20 protein-coding genes, 1 pseudogene and 1 other annotated feature are annotated in these 18557 nt (G+C 60.9%); of the genes and pseudogenes, 3 read left to right on the top strand and 18 right to left on the bottom strand.

All coding sequences use genetic code 11. The annotated features are described in order from the left end of the window. Positions 1-3: 3 nt before the first annotated feature. From GR197_RS18545 to GR197_RS18560, 4 genes are all read right to left on the bottom strand, one after another. Entirely contained in the window at positions 4-1515 is a 1512-nt protein-coding gene (locus GR197_RS18545; protein ID WP_164012070.1) for a DUF1800 domain-containing protein, read from the bottom strand. Positions 1516-1717: 202 nt separating this feature from the next. Continuing rightward, entirely contained in the window at positions 1718-2065 is a 348-nt protein-coding gene (locus GR197_RS18550) for a DMT family protein (protein ID WP_164012071.1), read from the bottom strand. 415 nt (positions 2066-2480) lie between these two features. Beyond that, a complete protein-coding gene (locus tag GR197_RS18555; protein WP_164012072.1) occupies positions 2481-3290 on the bottom strand; it encodes a class I SAM-dependent methyltransferase in 810 nt (269 codons plus the stop codon). A 121-nt stretch (positions 3291-3411) separates the two neighbouring features. Further along, the gene (locus GR197_RS18560) at positions 3412-4293 is read right to left on the bottom strand and encodes an NmrA/HSCARG family protein (protein WP_164012073.1); all 882 of its coding nucleotides are present in this window, start codon (positions 4291-4293) and stop codon (positions 3412-3414) included. A 101-nt stretch (positions 4294-4394) separates the two neighbouring features. Between GR197_RS18560 and GR197_RS18565 the strand changes: the two are divergent. Continuing rightward, a pseudogene (locus GR197_RS18565) lies at positions 4395-5308 on the top strand (LysR substrate-binding domain-containing protein). An 11-nt stretch (positions 5309-5319) separates the two neighbouring features. Here the strand turns inward: GR197_RS18565 and GR197_RS18570 are convergent. The 13 genes from GR197_RS18570 to GR197_RS18630 form a co-directional block, all read right to left on the bottom strand. After that, the gene (locus GR197_RS18570) at positions 5320-6786 is read right to left on the bottom strand and encodes a SulP family inorganic anion transporter (RefSeq protein ID WP_164012074.1); all 1467 of its coding nucleotides are present in this window, start codon (positions 6784-6786) and stop codon (positions 5320-5322) included. A gap of 69 nt (positions 6787-6855) precedes the next feature. Then, positions 6856-6911: a sequence feature (sul1 is cis-regulatory element that is thought to sense ions involved in sulfur or methionine metabolism; They are found in Alphaproteobacteria), on the bottom strand. Positions 6912-7049: 138 nt separating this feature from the next. Further along, positions 7050-7361, bottom strand: a complete 312-nt coding sequence (locus tag GR197_RS18575; protein ID WP_164012075.1) for a hypothetical protein — start codon at positions 7359-7361, stop codon at positions 7050-7052. A 22-nt stretch (positions 7362-7383) separates the two neighbouring features. Next, the gene (gene ccoS, locus GR197_RS18580) at positions 7384-7542 is read right to left on the bottom strand and encodes a cbb3-type cytochrome oxidase assembly protein CcoS (protein WP_164012076.1); all 159 of its coding nucleotides are present in this window, start codon (positions 7540-7542) and stop codon (positions 7384-7386) included. Next, complete coding sequence (locus GR197_RS18585) at positions 7539-9803, bottom strand: heavy metal translocating P-type ATPase (protein WP_164012079.1); 2265 nt, start codon at positions 9801-9803, stop codon at positions 7539-7541. Before GR197_RS18585 ends, ccoS begins: the two co-directional genes overlap by 4 nt. Positions 9804-9809: 6 nt before the next feature. Continuing rightward, entirely contained in the window at positions 9810-10616 is an 807-nt protein-coding gene (locus tag GR197_RS18590; RefSeq protein ID WP_164012081.1) for a DUF2189 domain-containing protein, read from the bottom strand. Between the two features lie 18 nt (positions 10617-10634). Further along, a complete protein-coding gene (locus tag GR197_RS18595) occupies positions 10635-10826 on the bottom strand; it encodes a hypothetical protein (RefSeq protein WP_164012083.1) in 192 nt (63 codons plus the stop codon). Next, positions 10823-11701: a cytochrome-c oxidase, cbb3-type subunit III gene (gene ccoP / locus GR197_RS18600; RefSeq protein WP_164012085.1), complete on the bottom strand. Its 879-nt coding sequence runs from the start codon at positions 11699-11701 to the stop codon at positions 10823-10825. The genes GR197_RS18595 and ccoP overlap by 4 nt, the downstream gene beginning before the upstream one ends. After that, positions 11692-11862, bottom strand: coding sequence for a cbb3-type cytochrome c oxidase subunit 3 (locus GR197_RS18605; protein WP_164012087.1), 171 nt, complete (start codon positions 11860-11862; stop codon positions 11692-11694). The genes ccoP and GR197_RS18605 overlap by 10 nt, the downstream gene beginning before the upstream one ends. Before the next feature lie 17 nt (positions 11863-11879). Beyond that, on the bottom strand, positions 11880-12632 hold the full coding sequence (ccoO, locus tag GR197_RS18610) for a cytochrome-c oxidase, cbb3-type subunit II (protein WP_164012089.1): 753 nt from the start codon (positions 12630-12632) through the stop codon (positions 11880-11882). A 3-nt stretch (positions 12633-12635) separates the two neighbouring features. Then, positions 12636-14288, bottom strand: a complete 1653-nt coding sequence (gene ccoN / locus GR197_RS18615) for a cytochrome-c oxidase, cbb3-type subunit I (protein WP_164012091.1) — start codon at positions 14286-14288, stop codon at positions 12636-12638. A gap of 310 nt (positions 14289-14598) precedes the next feature. Continuing rightward, positions 14599-14850 carry a hypothetical protein gene (locus GR197_RS18620; RefSeq protein WP_164012093.1) on the bottom strand — a complete coding sequence of 84 codons (252 nt, stop codon included), beginning with the start codon at positions 14848-14850 and terminating at the stop codon, positions 14599-14601. A gap of 54 nt (positions 14851-14904) precedes the next feature. Then, the gene (locus GR197_RS18625) at positions 14905-15285 is read right to left on the bottom strand and encodes a response regulator (RefSeq protein ID WP_164012095.1); all 381 of its coding nucleotides are present in this window, start codon (positions 15283-15285) and stop codon (positions 14905-14907) included. 316 nt (positions 15286-15601) lie between these two features. Next, positions 15602-16387 carry a DUF899 domain-containing protein gene (locus tag GR197_RS18630; RefSeq protein WP_164012097.1) on the bottom strand — a complete coding sequence of 262 codons (786 nt, stop codon included), beginning with the start codon at positions 16385-16387 and terminating at the stop codon, positions 15602-15604. A gap of 224 nt (positions 16388-16611) precedes the next feature. On the opposite strand from GR197_RS18630, the gene GR197_RS18635 reads away from it, so the two are divergent. Both GR197_RS18635 and GR197_RS18640 read left to right on the top strand, forming a co-directional pair. Further along, the gene (locus GR197_RS18635) at positions 16612-17379 is read left to right on the top strand and encodes an adenylate/guanylate cyclase domain-containing protein (protein ID WP_164012099.1); all 768 of its coding nucleotides are present in this window, start codon (positions 16612-16614) and stop codon (positions 17377-17379) included. A gap of 161 nt (positions 17380-17540) precedes the next feature. Continuing rightward, complete coding sequence (locus GR197_RS18640; protein ID WP_164012101.1) at positions 17541-17996, top strand: DUF805 domain-containing protein; 456 nt, start codon at positions 17541-17543, stop codon at positions 17994-17996. A gap of 137 nt (positions 17997-18133) precedes the next feature. Here GR197_RS18640 and GR197_RS18645 read toward each other — a convergent pair whose 3' ends face one another. Continuing rightward, a complete protein-coding gene (locus tag GR197_RS18645) occupies positions 18134-18511 on the bottom strand; it encodes a hypothetical protein (protein WP_164012103.1) in 378 nt (125 codons plus the stop codon). Positions 18512-18557 lie beyond the last annotated feature (46 nt).

The raw sequence follows: 18557 nt of genomic DNA on the forward strand, positions 1-18557 counted from the left end.
CTCCTATCGGCGGTTGAATTCGGGGGATGCCAGCACCAGCGTCAGGCCGCTGATCTTGTTCGGCGCCTGCGACACGACGCGGATCGTCTCGTCGCGCGCCGCATCGGCAAGCGTCGATTTCAGAAATTCGCGCGGATCCTCGTCGCGCCCAAATTGCGTCGCCGCCCGCCTTGCCCAGGCCAGCCGCTCGGCAAGCTGGCTGCCGGTAATCCAGGTGGAGAAGCCTTCCTCGAAGCCGGCCGGGCTTGGCGGCAGCCAGGTCGGCTGGCCCATGCGCTTCAGCGCCCCCTGCCCCAACGCCCGCGCCGTCCGGAAGGCCTTGAGCCGCGTGTCCCGCGCCTCGCCGACAGGACCCGTCGCTACAGGCGATCCTGCCATTCCAGGCGTATTCGCCGCCATGTCGCCTTCATCGGTGCCTTGCTGGTTTGCCGCCAGGAAACTGCCGACGACGCCGTTGACCGGCCCCGCATTCAGCGCCCTCAGACCTGCGATGACATAATCGAAAGGCTGGCGCGCCTTGGCCCCTTCGTCACGCCAGGCGGCAGGATGATCGAGCATGGCGGTGTAGACGGCGGTGAGATCACCATCCGTCTTCTTCCAGGCCATGGCCATGTCGGACACCATTCCCTCGTCGGGCTGGTCGGAGATAAAGTGCACTGCAAGCTTGCGGCTGATATGCGCCGCCGTCTTCGGGTGGACGGCGAGATCGTCGAGCATGTCGAGATAGTCGTCGCGCGAGCGCTTGCGCCCGCCATAGCTGACGCCGAGCACCTCATGCGTGCCGGGCTCCGAGATATTCGGCCGGAAGGCAATGTCCATCTCCTTGCGGTCGATAGTCAGCCCCGTCAGCACCATGGCCGCCGCCGTCACATCCGCCTGGCTGTAGCCGCTGCCGGCGCCGAGCGTGTGCAGTTCCAGCAGTTCGCGGCCCAGATTTTCATTCAGTCCCTTGTTGCGCTTGATGCCGCCGGCTGAATCCGGCCCGAGCGAATCCGCCTGGTCGAGATAGATCAGCATGGCCGGATGGGCTGTGGCGCTACGCAGCAGATCGCCGAACCGGCCCGACATGAACGGCCGGATCGCCTCCGCCTCGTAGAGCGGTACGATGAGGCGCATCGGCAGGCTTTTATTGGCGCTAGTGGAGAAATGATTGGTCCAGAAGGTCGCCAGCCGCTCGTAGAAGCCGTACGGCGACAGCACCGCCTGCATCAACCGCAGATTTACATCGTGCTGGAACTGCTGCTGCGCTTGCCGCTGCACGCCCTTCCGCATCTCGCGCCGCGTCGTATCGTCGGTCACCGACTTGGCGTCCTGGCGGATCTGCTTCAGTTGCTCCTGCAGGCTGAGGATCGCGCGGTGGCGGGTCTCGGGACCGCCGAGCGGAAAGTCCGGCGTTGCCGCTGCCCCCTTGCTGAGCTGGCCGATCAAGTCGTCCTTGCTTTGCGGCGGAGCCTCACCCGGCCGGAAACCATAGCCGAACCGGATCGCCGCCATCGTCGGGAAAGAGAGGCTCATGGCCGGTCAACTCCTGATCACTGCTGAAGCAATTCCGGTTTTGCGTCCGGAATTGCGCAAACAAAAAACAGCGCATTTCAACAACTCGAAAAGAACAGCATGCTTGAGGTGAAAGGTTGCCAGCCGATTGCGACGCCAATCTGTAGGAAATGTGGCGATTTCCGGACATGGACGATTTGTAATTTGTTGAAAAAACTAAAGTTTACGCCCGGAAGATGAAGGATGCTCCGATCGCAATGAGCGCGAAGCCGATCGCATGATTCCACGTCAGGTTCTCGCCGAGCCAAAAGATCGAGAAGCCGGCAAAGACCAGCAGCGTGATCACCTCCTGCATCGTCTTCAACTGGGCCGTCGTATAGACCGCCGAGCCGATACGGTTGGCCGGCACCGCCAGGCAATATTCGAAGAAGGCAATGCCCCAGCTGACCAGGATGGCAAGGAAGATGGCACTGCCCTTGTGCTTGAGATGCCCGTACCAGGCAAAGGTCATGAAGATGTTGGACGCAAACAGCATGACGACGGGCCAGAGGGCGGCGGGAGAAAACGACATGGAATAACTCGGAGCTTTGGAGCGGGTATAGGTGATCCGGCCAGATACCGGCAGGCGTTACCTAGCACGCCACCATTCGTCGGCAAGCCCCCAGGCTCGGACCAATCGTCTCACGCCGGCGCGACGGATCGGCCTGCTTGTGCCTTGCCGCCTTGCCGCCGGTCTCCATCACGATTGGCGTGATCGGGGGGCATCGCCACATCGGCTCTGGGGCCGCGGCATCCCCTACGCCCCTCATGCTGAGGCGCGCAGCCCGAGAGGGCGGAGCCTCGAAGCACACGCCAACATTACTTCTTGCATTCATTCGGTGCCGGCGCGCCCGCCTCGTCGTTCGAGGCCCTGCGGGGCACCTGAGGCTAAGCTCTCTGGGTCGCCCGCGCATGCTCGCTATCTCGGCAGCTGTCACAACCGACACCTAACCGCCGTCCGGCACCCTGCCCCGGCACGCCCACGCCACCGACGCGAAGGACCGCGGCCCGTCGGGCTCGCCGGCCTGATATGCCGCCCTGACCGCACCATCCACCGCCGTTCTCTTCGCCGGGTCCAGCCCAGCGACATACTTGCCGAGCGGCCCCTCACCGGCGGCAATTGGTTCCCAGTAATCGTCGAAGGAACGATATTCCATCCGGATCAGCAGCGACGTCTCCTCGACGTCGGCAAGGCCCTGACTGAGGAAACTTTCCTTCATTTCTCCCGGTCGCATCATCGGCTGAAAACAATATCGGCGGCGCAGCGGCAACGCATTTTCGTCGAGCATGACAACCGTATCCCACATCATCCGCATGCCGGACATCCCGCCATAGTGGTCCCAGACGGCGGCGGCGACCGTGCCGCCCGGACGAACGACACGGCGCATTTCGGACACCGCCTTTCCCGCCTCCGGCACGAAATGCAGCACGAGCAGCGACATCGCCCGGTCGAAACGGTTATCCTCGAACGGCAGCGCGCAGGCATCTGCCTGTCGGATCGCGATCCGCGGATCGGTATTGCGCCGCGTCGCGGCCTCGACGAATACCGGCGAATAATCGATGGCGGCGATCTCCTTCAAGCCTGGTCTTTCCGCCAGCGTAAAAGCCAGGCTGCCGGTGCCGCAGCCGACATCGAGCACACGATCCCCATCCGCCAATCCGGCGAAATCGATCAGCAGCGGCGCCAGCCTCCTGCTCCAGCGCCCCATCAGCCGCTCATAACCATCCGCACTTTCGACATTGAAACTCGACGGCATCGAAGCCTCCCTCTTCAAGAACGATGGTCTATCGCCGTAGAGCCGAGCGATCCGTCGCCTTACGCAAGGTGGGTCGGTCTCTCCGTCGTCCCCGGTTCAGGCCGGGGCGACGGAGAGTGTATCAGGCGGATGCCTTGCCGAGAACGCTCCAGTCGAACCCCTTTGCCCAGTCGGCATAACTGTGCCAGCCGACATCGGGAAAATCCCGGAGCAGGGCAGCGATGTCGACGTCGTAGCCGGTGCGGTCGAACCATTCGAACATCAGCGCCGCGTCCTCGCTCTGCTGCCGCATCGCGGCGATCGGCAGCTCCTGGTAGCGTATCGGCCGATCGAGCGCCTCGGACAGGATATTCGCCTGCTGCTCGCCGGACAATTCGTCGCCGGCAATATCGAAACGCTTGCCGAACACCTGTTCGCGCCGCTCGGCCAAAGCCGCGACGAAAGCCCCGATATCCTTGATGGTGATCTGTTGCAGCACGCGTGCGGGCGGCAGCGCTGCCGCATAGACGCCCTGTCGGAGCCCATCGATCGCCCAAGGTGCCACCGTGTTTTCCATGAAGGCGACGGGCGCACTGACCGTATAGGGGATGCCGAGGCCCGCGACATGCTTCTCGACGAGATACTTGCTGTCGAAATGCGGAATGCCAGTCTTCTTGTCGGCATCGCCGACGGAGGAATAGATCAGGTGACCGACGCCGGCGGTTTTCGCCGCATTGGCGACGGTGATGCCCTGGCGCGTTTCCGCTTCCGTCCCGGCCTCGTAGCTGTTGCCCATCAGGAACATCGTGTCGACGCCACTTGCAGCCTTCGCCACGGATGTGCCGTCATTCAGGTCGCCGGCGACGACCTCGACCCCTGCCGCGGCCAACCGCTTTGCGCCGTCGCCGTCCGGCTTGCGTGAGATCGCCTTGACGCGGTGTCCCCGCGCGATAAGCGCACGCACGACCGCGCCGCCTTGCTGACCGGTGGCGCCGGTGACCAGAACGGTTCTAATGTTGCTCATCTGTCTGCTCCTTGTTTGTGACTGATGGAGCAAAGTTAGGGCCTGTTGCATTGAACCATAATAGCTTATAGTTGAGAAACATCGTACCATCTCAGGATACAATGCTCGATCTCAACGATATCATGATTTTCGCTCGCGTCATCGAGGCCGGCAGCTTCACCGCCGCGGCGCGCCTGCTCGGCATGCCGAAGACAACAGTCAGCCGACGCATTGCCGCCCTCGAGCGCGAACTCGGCGTGCGCCTGCTGCATCGCACGACCCGCAGCCTCAGCCCGACGGATGCCGGCCGCCTCTATTACGAGGAAAGCAGCCAGGCGCTCCGCGCGATCGAAGGCGCCAACCTGCGTCTTGCGGAAGCAAGGACGGAGCCCGCCGGTACGATCCGCATATCGGCGCCGGTCGGCTTCGGTGGCCACTTCCTGCAGGATGCGATCTTCGATCTTCTGGCCACCTACCCGAAGTCGAGGGTCGAGTTGCGGCTCACGGACGACAGGCTGAATCTCGTCGAAAACGGCATAGACCTCGCCTTCCGCACCGGCATTCTGGAGGATTCGACGCTGATCGCCCGCAAGCTCGGCTCTACCCATCGCTTGCTCTGCGCGAGCCCCGACTATCTCGCCCGCTGCGGCGCGCCCGATCGCCCGGCAGATCTCGTCCGCCACGACTGCGTTGTCGCCGGCCAATCCACCCATGCGCAATGGCTGCTTGAAGGCCCGCACGGACAGGAAACCGTCGCGGTCTCGGGGCGCTTCGCCGCCAATGAAATGCAGGCGGTCATGGCCGCAGCGATCGCCGGTTATGGCATCGCCCGACTGCCCCATGGGTCGCCAATACCTTCATCAGCGATGGGCGGTTGTGCCGCGTTCTCGACGGTTACACGACCCCGGTCGGTGGCCTGCACGTCGTCTATCCGAGCAGCCGGCACCTGCCGCCTCTGGTCAAGACCTTTATCGAACTCGCCGCCAGACGCTTGAACGCGGGAGCCGGCGGCAGCGACGACTTCGCCATCATATAGCGGTAGCCCCGTCACACCCCTTCCAGCACCACCTTGCCATCGAGGCTTTCGATCAGCGTCGAACTGGCCTGGTTGAGGCCGGCAACCTCCGCCGGAATCCCATGCGCCCGGAAGCGCTGCACGACCTTATCAAGCGCGGCAACGGCGGTAATGTCCCAGAAATGCGCCTCGGAGACGTCGATCAGCACGGTCTTGCCGATCGCGTCCTGAACGTCGAAAGCCTCGACGAAGACGTCGGCGGAGGCAAAGAACACCTGGCCGGACACACGGTAGATGCGTTGCCCGGCGGCTTGATCGGGCGCCACCTCGATGCGCAACAGGCGGGCGACCTTGAAGGTGAAGAACACGCCGCTGAGCAGCACCCCGACAGTCACCCCGAGCGCCAGGTTGGCAGTGAAGACGGTGACGACGACGGTCGCCACCATGACGGCGCTCGACATCCGGGGATGAACGACGACCGCTCTGAGTGACGACCAGTCGAAGGTATCGATCGATACCATGACCATGATCGCCACCAGCGCGGCGACCGGAACCTCGGAGACCCACGGCTTCAGCAGCACCATAAGGATCAGCAGAAACGCGCCGGCAAACAGCGTCGACAGCCGGCCGCGCCCGCCATATTTCACGTTGCTCACCGTCTGGCCGATCATGCCGCAGCCCGCAATGCCGCCGAACAGGCTCGCAGCTGCATTGGCAAGGCCAAGACCGGTGCATTCGCGGTTCTTCGAACTCGGCGTATCCGTGAGATCGTCAACGACGCTCGCCGTCATCATCGATTCCAGCAGCCCGACCATGGCGATGGCAAGTGCGGGTCCGGCGATGATCCGGAGGGTTTCCAGCGTCAGCGGCACCGCCGGCCAGCCGAGCACCGGAAGCGAATCCGGCAGTTTGCCGAGATCGGCGACGGTGAGAACAGGGAGCCCGAACCCGATCGAGGCGACAGTCAGGATCAGGACGCAGATCAGCGGCGACGGGATCGTAGTGGTGATCCGCGGCGTCAGATAGATGATCGCAAGCCCGGCGCCCAGAACGGCATATTCCGTCCAGCCGGCGCCGATGATGTGGGGCATCTGCGCAGCAAAGATCAGGATGGCCAGCGCATTGACAAAGCCGGTGCGCACGGATTTCGACACGAAGCGCATCAGCACGCCGAGGCGAAGCAGGCCGAACACGATCTGCATCAGCCCCGCCAGCAATCCGGCCGCGAAAAGATAGGGCAAGCCGTGGGCGTGCACCAGCGGTGCCGCGACCAGCGCGACCGATCCGGCCGCTGCCGAAATCATCGCCGGGCGTCCGCCGGTAAACGCAATGACGATGCCGATGATGAAGGAGGCGAACAGGCCGACCGCGGGATCGACCCCCGCCACGAATGAAAAGGCGATGACCTCGGGGATCAGGGCGAAAGTCGCCACCGCTCCGGCAAGCATTTCGCGCGTGGGATTGGCGGACCAATCACGACGGATGGCGGAAAGCAGCATGGATAGAGTCTCGCAAAGCATGGCCTGCCCCACTCTGTCGAGCGGTCGCGTGACGGCATGCAGGTTTTGCGTTGTCTGGCGGATCGGCGGCCAGAAGAGCCACCCGGGGTCTCACCGGGTCCGTGGTGAATGCCCGTGGTATAGACGAGATTTTTATCGCAGCGCAACATTCAATTGCGGATGGACAGGGCGAAGCCTCCCTTGCAAGGGCTGTAACGATCGGGAAGCAAAGACAGTATCATCGGCAGTCGGGTCTCTGGCGACTACCTTTGAGGATGGCGTAGCGTTGGAACGGTCACTCCCCTGAGGACGCCAAAGATTGCCCCAAACAATCCGCCGATGACGATCCCCGCGGAACCTCCCGCCAATGCGCCGATGACGCAACAGACAATCCATTGCAGAACACCGGCCGCGTCGGCGACCACGACTGTCGCGACAATACCGACCACCACTCCGATAATGCCGAAGATCATTGCTACACCCGTCACGGACTCTGACGGATCGAGCGTGCCGCTTCGAGAGGAATGTCCGGCGTTACCTTTGGGTAGTTGAGACTGGTGCTCTGTATCTTCCATTGAATTTCCTTGGGTGCGCGTGTCAGCCGCCGAGCGGCTTGTCGTCGTTTTCAAAGAGTATGCGTTCCGCCGCTCCCTCCAAATCTTCGTACTGGCCATTCCGCAAAGACCAGAGGAATCCACCCAGTCCGGCAATCCCCATCATGACGGCTATGGGAATGAGAAATGACAATGAACTCATTGGACTGCTCCGGCCAGCCTGTTCTTCCGGGCAAGCCGCCACGATGGCAGGCTATCGCTCATATCAAGCCTCAGCGCATTGGCGACGACGAGGATAGACGACGTTGACATCGCTACAGCTGCGATGAGAGGGCTTGCATAGCCTGATAGGGCAAGCGGTATACTGACCACATTGTAAACGATCGCCAGCACAAAGTTCTGGCGGATCAGCTTGGCAGCTCTTCGCGCCGTATCGAGCGCAACTTCCAGGCCGTTCATATCGACATTCAGCAGGATGAAATCGGCGGCGCTCCGCCCGATATCGCTTCCCGATGCCGGGGCCATGGAAACATGAGCCCTCTTCAAGGCAACAGCATCGTTGATCCCGTCACCAATCATCATCACCTTGCGCCCGCGACTGCGCAACGCATCGATAGTCTCGGCCTTGTCTTTCGGAAGGGCGGCTGCTTTCACCTCATCGATCCCGACCTCACGTGCCACGGCAAGGGCCGCATCCGCAACATCGCCAGTCAGCATCTGCACTGCGATCCCCTGCTCCATCAGGAAACGCACCGCATTTGCCGACCCCGCACCGACTCGTTCACCGAAGACGAATGAGGCGAGGACCGCTCCCCCTCGAGTCAGGACCACGGTTGAAGCCGCCGGCCGATTCTCCGGGTCTGTCGCCCAAGCTGCTCGTCCAAGACGATAACGTTCACCGCGAAAGGACGCTTCAAGGCCGTTGCCGGGTATTTCCCTGACATCCTCGAGCGGCAGGGTCTCCGCGTTGCCCCGCGAAGCATGGCTGACGATTGCCTTTGACAGCGGATGGCTCGAATAGCGTGCCAGTGACGCCGCCAGTGAGAACCCCATCGGCCCGTTTGAGGTCGCAGCGACCAGCATCGGGTCGTACCGTGTCAGCGTTCCGGTCTTGTCGAAGACGACGGTGTCAATCTCCGCAAGTCGCTCCAATGCAGACCCGTCCCGTGCAACGACGCCGTGCCTGAACAAGCGTCTTGCGGCAACGACCTGCACCATAGGTACCGCTAAGCCAAGCGCGCACGGGCATGAGATAATCAGCACGGTGATGGCTATCGTCAGGGAATGGTGGATGTCGTGTGTGACCAGGAACCAGCCGAACAGCGCAAACAGCGACAGTCCGTGAACGACGGGCGCGTAGAGTCGCGCTGCCCGGTCGGTGAGCATTCTGTATCCCGACCTGCCGTCCTCGACGGCCTCGAGCATCCTGTGCAGTTCAGAAAGCGTGGAATCGCCCGGTGCGGCCGTGGCTTCCACCGTGAGCGGATGACCGACGTTCAAATCTCCGGCGCGGACCCGTCCGCCAGGCGCGATGGCCTCCCAGCGGCTCTCTCCAGTCACAAGCGAACGATCAAGTTCAGAGATGCCGGTAAGGATCGTCCCGTCAGCCGGAATTCTGTCGCCGGTTGCAATCAGAAGGTGGACGCCGGGGGCAATGTCGCTCAGCGAAACATAATCGATCCGGCCCTCCGGGCTTATCACATGCGCGCCCTTCGGCATCATGTCAGCCAACGAGGCGGCGGCCGAACGCGCCCGCTTCCGCATGATTTTATCAAGCGTGCGTCCGATGAGCAGGACGAACAGCAGCGATGTGCTGGCCTCGAAGTAGGCCTGCCGTCCCTCCGCAAACGTATCGTAAGCGCTAAGCATGAACGAGAGCAGGACGCCAATGCTGATCGGCACATCCATGTTTACCCTGCCATGCGCGAGGGCCCGCCATGCAGAGCGGTAGAATGTGGCGCCAGAAAAGATCACAGCAGGCAAAGCGAGTGCCGCAGAGATCATGTGGAGCGCCTGGCGTATTGACGGGTCCGCGCCCGACCAGACCGCGACGGACAAGAGCATGATGTTCATCGAGCAGAAGCCCGCGACCGCCAGCGCGCGCAATAGCCCCGACATCTCACCGTCGGACTGGTCGCAACCTTCGGTCGGCAGGACGGCCGTGTAGCCGATCGTTCCGATCAAAGTCGCAAAGTCTGGCTGGCTGTTGTTTTCCGTCTGCCAGGTGATGGTTAGCCGTTTCGTCGTCAGGTTTGCTCGAACCGAGCGAACCTCAGGCATTCTGGCGAGTGTCGTCTCCAACCGTGCCATGCATGAACCGCATCGCATGTCGGGAACCGACAACGCTACCTGCCGGAGACCGGCGCCCAGATCGCGGCTTGCCAGTGTCATCTCGTCAACCCCTGGTCTTCGGGGGCCGGGATCGTGGCCTTGCGTCGGGTCTGACGGAGCGCAGCTGGTCATCGTCTGCTACCGGACTGCCTTGTAGGCATGCCAGGTGGCATGCCCAAGCAACGGAAACACCACGATCAAACCGACAAAGCCCGTCAGAACGCTGGCCGCAAACAGCGCCAGGACGATCGCACCCCAGACCATGAGGGGCTGCATGTTGTTCCAAACCATCGCAGCGCTTACGCCCATTGCAGTGAACGCGTCGACCCGCTCGTCGAGTAGCATCGGTATTGAAAAGACGCTGATTGCGAAGGCAAACCCGGCAAACAGTGCACCGACGGAAAAGCCCACGACCAGCATGCCCCATCCTTCGGGCGTCGTCAGCAGCAACCTGGTAATGCCGTTGAGACCCGGGAACGGATTAACACCGAAGAATAGCGCATAGATGATCACGGCAGCCCTCATCCAGAGGAGCATGAGCATGCAGAGTACCATTCCCGTGAAGAATACCTGTTTCCCGGCGAGTGGACGAACGCCGAGCATGGCGCGAAGTGTCACGCGCCCGCCGGCCGCCAGCGTCCGGCTTTTGATATAAAGCCCAGCAGCGAAAAGTGGGGCGACGATCAGCACTCCCGCCAGTGCCGGAAACAGAAGATAGTCGAGCCCCGATCGGAACAGGATCAGGACGGTGCCGAACGCGATGAGGAAGACAACGAGACCGTAGGCCAAACTGGTGAAGGGCTGCCGGACGAGGTCGCGCCAGCCCTGGCGTAGCCAATCGAACGGAGCGCCGACCGGCAGATGCCGCTGCCACTTCGCGTTCATCGTCTCCTCGATCCCGGATAACTCGCTCAGATATCGGGCTGATCTATCGTCCTTCGCCATCTGATCTTCCTCCTGCGTTCAGCAAGCGGCCGCAGCGGCCCTGAATTCTGCGGGCTGCTTGCCCTTTTCCTTGATATGCTCGACGCAGGCGGGCTGGCTTGCGATCGCAACGTAGACAAGATGGGCATTGGCACCGACGAACGTCACGACCACTAGCCCGATGAAAACCCATTTGACGGTTCTCGTCGAAGCCACGTTCCCGACCGTCATGGCTGCCTTTCCCCCATCCCGCTCACATAGAGCGCGAGTATTTTGATTTCGGCAGGTGTCAGCCGCTCGTCCCAGGTCGGCATGTGACCCTGTCTTCCGCCATGCACCGTTTCGACTATACGGCTGAGTGTTCCACCGTAAACCCAGCTTGCATCGGTAAGGTTGGGCGCTCCAAGGTCGGATTTACCCTTGGCGTTGTCACCGTGGCAGGAAGCGCAGGTGTTCTTGAACAGTTCGCGGCCAGCCTGGATATCGCCGGTGATCTCTTCAGACGTAGCTGAGTTGCTCAGGGAATAAACATAGGCGGCGACATCGGTCACCTGTTTGCGGTCGAGCATCTCGTCCGCTCCAAACGCAGGCATCTGCGAGACCCGGCTGTTCGAGTGCCTCGAATTGACACCGACCGTCAGGGTCTCGACGATCTGCTCGGGCTCGCCGCCCCAGAGCCAGTCGTTGTCCGTCAAGTCAGGATAGTTCTGTCCACCCTTTCCGTCCCGGCCGTGGCAGGCCGCGCAATTGTCTCCGAACAACTGGTGGCCACTGGAGTTCACCTTGGACATCAGTTGTCCATCTGCGCGGATCTCGTCAAAAGAGGCTTTTTCGATCTTAGTGGTCAAGGGAACCCGCGAGGTCGCGGCTGCCACGATCTTGCGTTCCACCGTCTGCTTCTGGTCACCCCCGATCAGGCCCTTTGTATAGGTCGTTCCAAGCGGCCAGGCCGGGAGCAGTATCCACCATAGAAGGGCAAAGAGATGAGTCACGATAAGGAAGAGGAGCACACCGCGTGGAATCGGCGTATCCAGCTCCTTGATGCCATTCCAGATGTGACCCGTCGTCCTGCGGCCGGTTATCTGGTCGATTTCCTCTATCGCCATGGCTTGTCGTCCTTGTCGAATATCTCCGTTTCTGCCCGGTTGAAGCGGGCGCGATTGGAGGGCCAGAAAGTGTAAACCACCACTCCGATCGAGAACAGGATCAGGTATAGCAGGCCCCACACCTTGGACAGTTCCAGCATGGTCTCATGGGTAAAGTCCATTTCAATCCCCTCAGCGTTCAGTTGTTGGGATCCGGCATTTGCTCGGGCGCCGCGGTGTTTTCGTAGGCCGCATTTGTCAGACGGCCGACGACCTGGAGATAGGCAACGAGGGCGTCCATCTCCGTGACGGTCGTCTTGACGCCGTCGAAAGCCGATACCTGTGTCGCATCCCCGTACCGTTCGGTCACTCCCGAAGACTGGTCGCTGTCCGGATTGGATTGACCGTAAGCGTCCGCGGCGGCATTGGCGATCATCTCGTCTGTGTACGGAACCCCGACTGTTCTCAAAGCAGCAAGGTTGCCGCCCAGATCGGATAGCTTGAGCTGTGTTGTCGCCAGCCAGCGATAAGATGGCATGTTGGACTCGGGAACGACGTCTCGGGGGTTGATCAGATGTGCGACATGCCAGAGATCGGAGTATTTACCACCGATGCGGGCCAGATCGGGACCCGTTCGTTTTGATCCCCACAACATCGGATGATCATACTTAGATTCGACCGCAAGTGAGTAAGGACCATATCGCTCCACCTCGTCGCGCAACGTCCTGATCATCTGGCTGTGGCAGGCGTAGCAGCCTTCTCGGACGTAAATGTCACGGCCCGCCATTTCGAGGGGAGTATAGACCCTCATGTCAGGCGCGTCTTCGACAGTCTCGTGGATCGTGAACAGCGGAGCGATCTCGACGATCCCCCCGACGCTGCCTGCCAAGACGATCGCAAGCATGAACCCGACAGCCGTCCGTTCCAGTTTTCTGTGTTGCCCCTCGCCCATCTCTTACTCCGCCGGAGAAGTTGCAGCACCGTAGGCTTCGGTGACGAGCGGTACATCGGAAGATGCGTGGTCAGGGGCCGGAACCATCCGAACCGTCATCCAGATATTGAAGCTCGCCACGATCGCCCCGATCAGAAACAGCAGCCCCCCGAAGGTGCGTGCGATGTAATACGGGTACATCGCCAGCAGACTGTCGACGAATGAGTAGACGAGTGTGTTGTCCGGCGAATAGGTGCGCCACATAAGCCCCTGGATAATGCCGGAGTTCCACATGGCGAAGACGTAGATTAGGGTACCGATCAGCGCCAACCAGAAATGCACTTCGACGAGCATCGACGAATACATCCGTTCGCGTTTCCAGATTGATGGCACGAGCGTGTATAGCGATCCGAAGGTGATCATCGCCACCCAGCCGAGCGCGCCCGCGTGGACATGTCCTACGGTCCAGTCGGTATAGTGTGACAGCGAGTTGACAGGTCTGATCGCCATGAAAGAGCCTTCGAACGTCGACAGCCCGTAGAAGAACGCCGCCATCATGATGAAGCGGAGTGTGGCGTCGTCCCGTACCCGGTGCCACGCCCCATTCAATGTGAGCAACGCGTTTCCAGCCGATGCCCATGACGGAACGAGCAGCATCACCGAGAAGGTCATTCCGAGGTTCTGCACCCAGAGCGGCAGCGCTGTGTAATGGAGATGGTGGGAACCCGCCCACATGTAGAAGAAGGTGATCCCCCAGAAGCTGATGATGGACAATCGATAGGAAAAGATTGGTCGCTGGGCGCGGATTGGCAGGTAATAATAGAGCATCCCCAGGAAGCCTGCCGTGAGGAAGAACGCCACTGCGTTATGGCCGTACCACCATTGCACCATGGCATCCTGGACGCCCGACCATACCGTATAGCTTTTCGCATGGCCGAAGGAGACAGGCACCGCCAGGTTGTTGACGATGTGAAGGATGGCCACCACGATGATGAAAGCGAGATAGTACCAGTTAGCGACGTAGATGTGCGGTTCCTTGCGCCGCGCGAGGGTGCGCACGAAAAGCACGAAATAGACGACCCACACGACGACCAGCCAAATGTCGGCGTACCATTCCGCTTCCGCGTACTCCTTCGATTGCGTGACGCCCATGAAATAACCGCTGACCGCGATCAGACAGAAGAGGTTGTAGCCGAAAATGACGAACCAAGGCGACAACTGATCAGCCAGTCTGGCGCGCGATGTCCGCTGCACCACATGGAACGACGTCGCGATGATCGCGTTTCCGCCGAAGCCGAAGATGACCCCCGTCGTGTGGGCCGGGCGTATACGGCCAAAGCTTGACCATGCCATATCGAAGTTAAGGCTAGGCCAGGCGAGCTGCGCCGCCGCCCAAACACCGATGAACATCCCGAACACCGCCCATAACATTGTCAGGGCAACGCCGACCTTGATGGGATGGTCGTAATAACAAGCGAACCGCGACGCATCCGGCTCCTTGCCGAAGAATGTGGTAACTATCCACCAGAACAGCGCCCCGGAATACAGGAAAACCATCGTCCCGTGGACGCCCATCGGATCGAAGCGCCCGGCAACCGACATTGTGATGCCAAGGATCATCAATACGACAAGTATGACGCATGCGAACTGTCGTTCGCCTGTCGTGAGCTGCCCCATGCTTCCCCACCCCCGATAGCACCGCAGTATCGTGCTCCAGTCGGATCGAAAACGCAAATGAGTATAAATACTGTATTTTTGACGCAGCCGCCAACCGCCGCTCAATACAAATACTGAAGCAGTTTCTTAGTCTTGGAGAAATATCGGCCGTCAGACTTCCGCTTCGGGCGACTACCGACGATTGGGGTAAAGCACGTTTATGGCCGACGAAGCGCCGAACAGGATTTCCGTCGTAGGTCGGTAGAGGCCGCCGGCCACTTGGCGGCAGACGCACAGTTCGCGGGCGCCACACGTTCTGCCAGCAGCCTCCTCACCGCCAGAGGAAATCCGGGCCTGTGCTCTGGGACGTTAGCTTCAGCGTCCCGTCCGGCTGAACCACATAGCTTTCGAATACACGGTAACCGAATTGACCGAGAAAGGTATGTTTGACCACCGTTCCCGGACGATAGGGGGAATGAATGACCTTTCCGCCATAGGTGAGGCTACCCGAAAGAGGCTGCGGGTCTTCCGCGCTGGCGCAGGCCGTGAGGGTGAAGAGAATGGCAACGAGTGTGTGCTTCATCCGGATGATCTCCCGAAAGGGTCCAGCGACGTGCACGACGTCAACTCCTTCTTATCAGATCGCTGCCCTGCTGCGGTCGAAATCTTTGCGTCGGGCCGCCTCCGCCCGTGAGAGCGCGCTGACAATCCGTTCGTCGGAGAAAGGCTTGGAGATCACGTCGAGTGCTCCAGCGATACCGTTGCCGACACTCTCAGGACTGCCGGTCACGAAGATGACGTCCACGCCGAAGCGGTCGATCAGCCGGCGCGCAAGCTGCGCGCCGCTCAGCCCGTCGGAGAGGTTGAGATCGACGAGCGCCACATCGCTTTTCGGAGCATAGGCGAGAGCTTGTTCCACCGTCGAAACCGGCCCGACAGTCTGGTGCCCGGCCTCTTGCACAATGCGTTCGAGTTCCAAAGCAATAATATTCTCATCTTCAACGATCATGACCTTCATGGCTAAGCCTCCTCATCAAAGCCGGGTGCTCGGGCACATTACCGGCAACGGGTACAACGCCGCCGCCACCAAATGTTTCCACTCTGCATTGAATTTCTTTCACGAGGACGAAGGCTCAAGAGTCCACGCCGCACCGGGCTCGTTACGGCAGCAGGCCCACTTTTGTCAGGTGTATTAATAATGGCGCTGCTGAACGCTGGAGGAGAGCGGATCTGTGCCGAGTTAGACGGCTATGCCTGCTCGCCAGGCGCAGGCATAGCCGTTACCGGCATTGGTGCGGAATATTCCGCTCACGCTTTTCGGAATCATGCTCTCATCACGATTTTTCGTTTGCGCTCTCGGCCCGGAACGCAGCCTCGCCGGCGTCTGAGACCTCGACCCACTTCTTGTCGGGCTCGGCGTCTGCCACATAGGCGTCGTTCCAGTTCCACCACTTGTAGGTCGGGGTCTGAGGATAGCCCTCGGGCGAATCCTCCCAGACTTCCTGGCGGCCGAGCGGCGTGACGTCGAGGTAGTTCCAGGTGCCGCCCATCTGCTCATCGCCGCGGTTGTTGATGAAATAGGTGCGGAAGATGCGCTCGCCGTCGCGGTAGAACACATTGGTGCCGTGCCACTCGTCGACACCGAAATCCTTGTCGAAACTGTCGGTGATCGTCACCCATGGTATCGTCCAGCCCATCCGCGCTTTCAGCCGGGCGATGTCGGCCTGCGGCGCGCGTGAGGCAAAGACCAGCGTCGTATCGCGGGCGTTGAGATGGGCGACGTGGGCCACTTGATCGGCCACCATCGAGCAGCCGCGGCAGGCATGCTCGGGCCAACCGAAGACGCCTGGCTCATAGAAGGCGCGATAGAGGACGAGCTGGTGTCGCCCTTCAAACAGGTCGCGCAAGCTGACCCTGCCCTGCGGCCCTTCGAATGCGTAATCCTTTTCGACCGCCATCCACGGCATCCGCCGGCGCTCGGCGGCAAGCGCATCCCGGGCGCGGCTCTGGGCCTTTTCCTTGACGAGCATCTGCTTCCAGGCCGCCTCCCAGGCTGCCTCCGACACGACCGCAGGCATATGCATGGCCGGCTGGCCGCCGTTCTGGGCTGTTGTGGTCATTTTGAAATCTCCTGATTGCGGTGAATGCCCGCGCCTCGCCAGGCAAAGCGCGCTTACGTCCGCTGCTTGTCACTGTTCACTGTTGCGGGAGATAGTCTGGCAGCCGAACTCGGCCAGTGGGAGTAACAAGTGTGGCGCTATTCATGTGCCGCCTTGGAGAGTTGCCAAAAGCAGGCAAGTATCGGAAGCTTGTTCTTTGGCTATCAGCCGACGGATTGTTCGAAATGACGACAGCCTCTTCCAGTGAGCCGGCCAGGCACGGCAGCGCCAGGATCTGCCGCGGCTGCTGGGACCAGATGCATATGCCGATCCCGATCGGCGGCCCGCTCGCTTTGCCGTTCCGCGCCTTGGGCATCACCCGCAGCAAGATGAACCCCGATATCTGTACGATCTGCGAACGCTCCTTCCAATATGTCAAAAAGCAGCGCCAGATCACCGTCGACGCCACCATCCTGTTTGCCGATATCAGAGGCTTCACGGATCTGTCGGAGCGCATCGAGGCGGTGCAGCTGAGCGAGATCGTCAGTCTGTTCCAGGATCGCTGCGCCCAGGCAATCTGGGCGCATGACGGCATCGTCAACAAGCAGATGGGCGACGGCCTGATGGCGATCTTCAACTTCCCGATCGTCAGCAAGGATCACGCCGCCGCCGCGATCCTCGCCGCGCAGGACATCCAGCGAAACTGCACCGCGGCGCTGAACGGCTTAGCGCGTGACGCCTTGCCCGACCGCCCCCTGGGCGTTGGCGTCGGCATCCATTCCGGCGAGGTGCAGATCGGCGAATTCTCCAGCTTCCGCAGCGATTTCACCGCAATCGGCGGCGTCGTCAACCAGGCCGCCAGGCTGGAATCCCAGGCCGCCGCCGGCGAGATCCTGGTCTCGGCGGATACGGCGGCGAAAGCTCCCGACCTTGCGGCAGGCGCCGAAACCCGCATGCTGGCCCTGAAGGGCATCGAGCAGCCGGTGCAGGCACGTGTGCTGGTCAAGCACTGAGCGACGGCGATTGCGGCCTGCTCAAAGCATCATCCCGCCGCCACCATGGCAGCCGCAGTTTCTCACGCTGTGATTGCGAAACATATTCGATTACCAGCCGGTTAATCCTCCGGAAACAAACATCGCTTATCTCTAAGCCGTTTTAACAGCTGGGGTTTCTCATGGGCAGTTTTTCTCTGTTTCACTGGTTGATCGTCTTGATCCTGTTCGGCGTGCCATTGTTCTTCGTCTTAAGAAAACCGCTGGTTGGGCCGAACCGCTTCGGTGGCCGGCCGCAGGCCATGGGTTTCGGCCAGGCGATCGGAAGCTATTTCAAGAACTATGTGAACTTCAACGGTAGAGCGAGCCGATCGGAATTTTGGTATTCGGCACTCTTCGTCTCTCTCGTCTCCATCGCTTTGCTTGTCGTGGATCGGAGCCAAACCCTGAACCGGATCTGGTCGCTGGCCACGTTTCTTCCGTGGATCGCCGTGGCTGCCCAACGCCTTCACGACGTCAACCGAAGCGGATGGTGGCAGCTTCTCGCACTGCTATTTCCCATCGGATCGATTGTCGTCCTCGTATGGTACTGCAGGGCGTCGACAGTGGATGATTCCAGGGAAGCCGTGTTCGCGTGAGCAAAGTGTGAGAATGGTCCTTGCGGGTTGAGCGGATCCGAGGCACCGTTCATCGTTACGCGGACTGCGCGGTGCGCAGTCCGCTTCCGACGGCATCAGAAAGGGACCGGCGAGGTTGGCAAAAGCCCGCCTGTGCCTCAGTACTTCATGTTTCGCAATTCAGGAAAATCATAGTAACGCAGCCGCCTATCGTGGCAGCGATAGTCGTCCTTTTTCAAGTACAGTATCATGTTGTGTTGCAAGCCAAGGCCGATATAGGACCAGTTTGGGTAAGCACGTTCCGTCGTGCGCGTGCAATACGCATAGATCTGCTTTTCCGGATCAAGCAGAACCACGCTGGAAATCTCGGTCTTCACGAAGTTCCCCGGCTTGATGGTTCCCCGCAGCGCATCGACGTATTCGCGTCGAACCGCATTGGAGGGCGGACGCTGGGAATCCGCAACGGATTGCGGCGCCGGAGTTTGGCAGCCGGCCAGTGCCAGCGCGGCAGCGCAAGCAAGGAATTTGATCTTCATTCAGTTGAATCTCCCGTATCGAGGTCGATAGATCGGCCTTTTCCAA

It is taken from the genome of Rhizobium phaseoli (assembly GCF_010668805.1).
GTDB lineage: Bacteria > Pseudomonadota > Alphaproteobacteria > Rhizobiales > Rhizobiaceae > Rhizobium > Rhizobium phaseoli_A.

Excerpts from the sequence above, each read along its gene's own strand:
- GR197_RS18545 (WP_164012070.1), bottom strand. The coding sequence starts at position 1,515 with ATGAGCCTCTCTTTCCCGACGATGGCGGCGATCCGGTTCGGCTATGGT.
- GR197_RS18550 (WP_164012071.1), bottom strand. The coding sequence starts at position 2,065 with ATGTCGTTTTCTCCCGCCGCCCTCTGGCCCGTCGTCATGCTGTTTGCG.
- GR197_RS18555 (WP_164012072.1), bottom strand. The coding sequence starts at position 3,290 with ATGCCGTCGAGTTTCAATGTCGAAAGTGCGGATGGTTATGAGCGGCTG.
- GR197_RS18560 (WP_164012073.1), bottom strand. The coding sequence starts at position 4,293 with ATGAGCAACATTAGAACCGTTCTGGTCACCGGCGCCACCGGTCAGCAA.
- GR197_RS18570 (WP_164012074.1), bottom strand. The coding sequence starts at position 6,786 with ATGCTGCTTTCCGCCATCCGTCGTGATTGGTCCGCCAATCCCACGCGC.
- GR197_RS18575 (WP_164012075.1), bottom strand. The coding sequence starts at position 7,361 with ATGGAAGATACAGAGCACCAGTCTCAACTACCCAAAGGTAACGCCGGA.
- ccoS (WP_164012076.1), bottom strand. The coding sequence starts at position 7,542 with ATGAGTTCATTGTCATTTCTCATTCCCATAGCCGTCATGATGGGGATT.
- GR197_RS18585 (WP_164012079.1), bottom strand. The coding sequence starts at position 9,803 with ATGACCAGCTGCGCTCCGTCAGACCCGACGCAAGGCCACGATCCCGGC.
- GR197_RS18590 (WP_164012081.1), bottom strand. The coding sequence starts at position 10,616 with ATGGCGAAGGACGATAGATCAGCCCGATATCTGAGCGAGTTATCCGGG.
- GR197_RS18595 (WP_164012083.1), bottom strand. The coding sequence starts at position 10,826 with ATGACGGTCGGGAACGTGGCTTCGACGAGAACCGTCAAATGGGTTTTC.
- ccoP (WP_164012085.1), bottom strand. The coding sequence starts at position 11,701 with ATGGCGATAGAGGAAATCGACCAGATAACCGGCCGCAGGACGACGGGT.
- GR197_RS18605 (WP_164012087.1), bottom strand. The coding sequence starts at position 11,862 with ATGGACTTTACCCATGAGACCATGCTGGAACTGTCCAAGGTGTGGGGC.
- ccoO (WP_164012089.1), bottom strand. The coding sequence starts at position 12,632 with ATGGGCGAGGGGCAACACAGAAAACTGGAACGGACGGCTGTCGGGTTC.
- ccoN (WP_164012091.1), bottom strand. The coding sequence starts at position 14,288 with ATGGGGCAGCTCACGACAGGCGAACGACAGTTCGCATGCGTCATACTT.
- GR197_RS18620 (WP_164012093.1), bottom strand. The coding sequence starts at position 14,850 with ATGAAGCACACACTCGTTGCCATTCTCTTCACCCTCACGGCCTGCGCC.
- GR197_RS18625 (WP_164012095.1), bottom strand. The coding sequence starts at position 15,285 with ATGAAGGTCATGATCGTTGAAGATGAGAATATTATTGCTTTGGAACTC.
- GR197_RS18630 (WP_164012097.1), bottom strand. The coding sequence starts at position 16,387 with ATGACCACAACAGCCCAGAACGGCGGCCAGCCGGCCATGCATATGCCT.
- GR197_RS18635 (WP_164012099.1), top strand. The coding sequence starts at position 16,612 with ATGACGACAGCCTCTTCCAGTGAGCCGGCCAGGCACGGCAGCGCCAGG.
- GR197_RS18640 (WP_164012101.1), top strand. The coding sequence starts at position 17,541 with ATGGGCAGTTTTTCTCTGTTTCACTGGTTGATCGTCTTGATCCTGTTC.
- GR197_RS18645 (WP_164012103.1), bottom strand. The coding sequence starts at position 18,511 with ATGAAGATCAAATTCCTTGCTTGCGCTGCCGCGCTGGCACTGGCCGGC.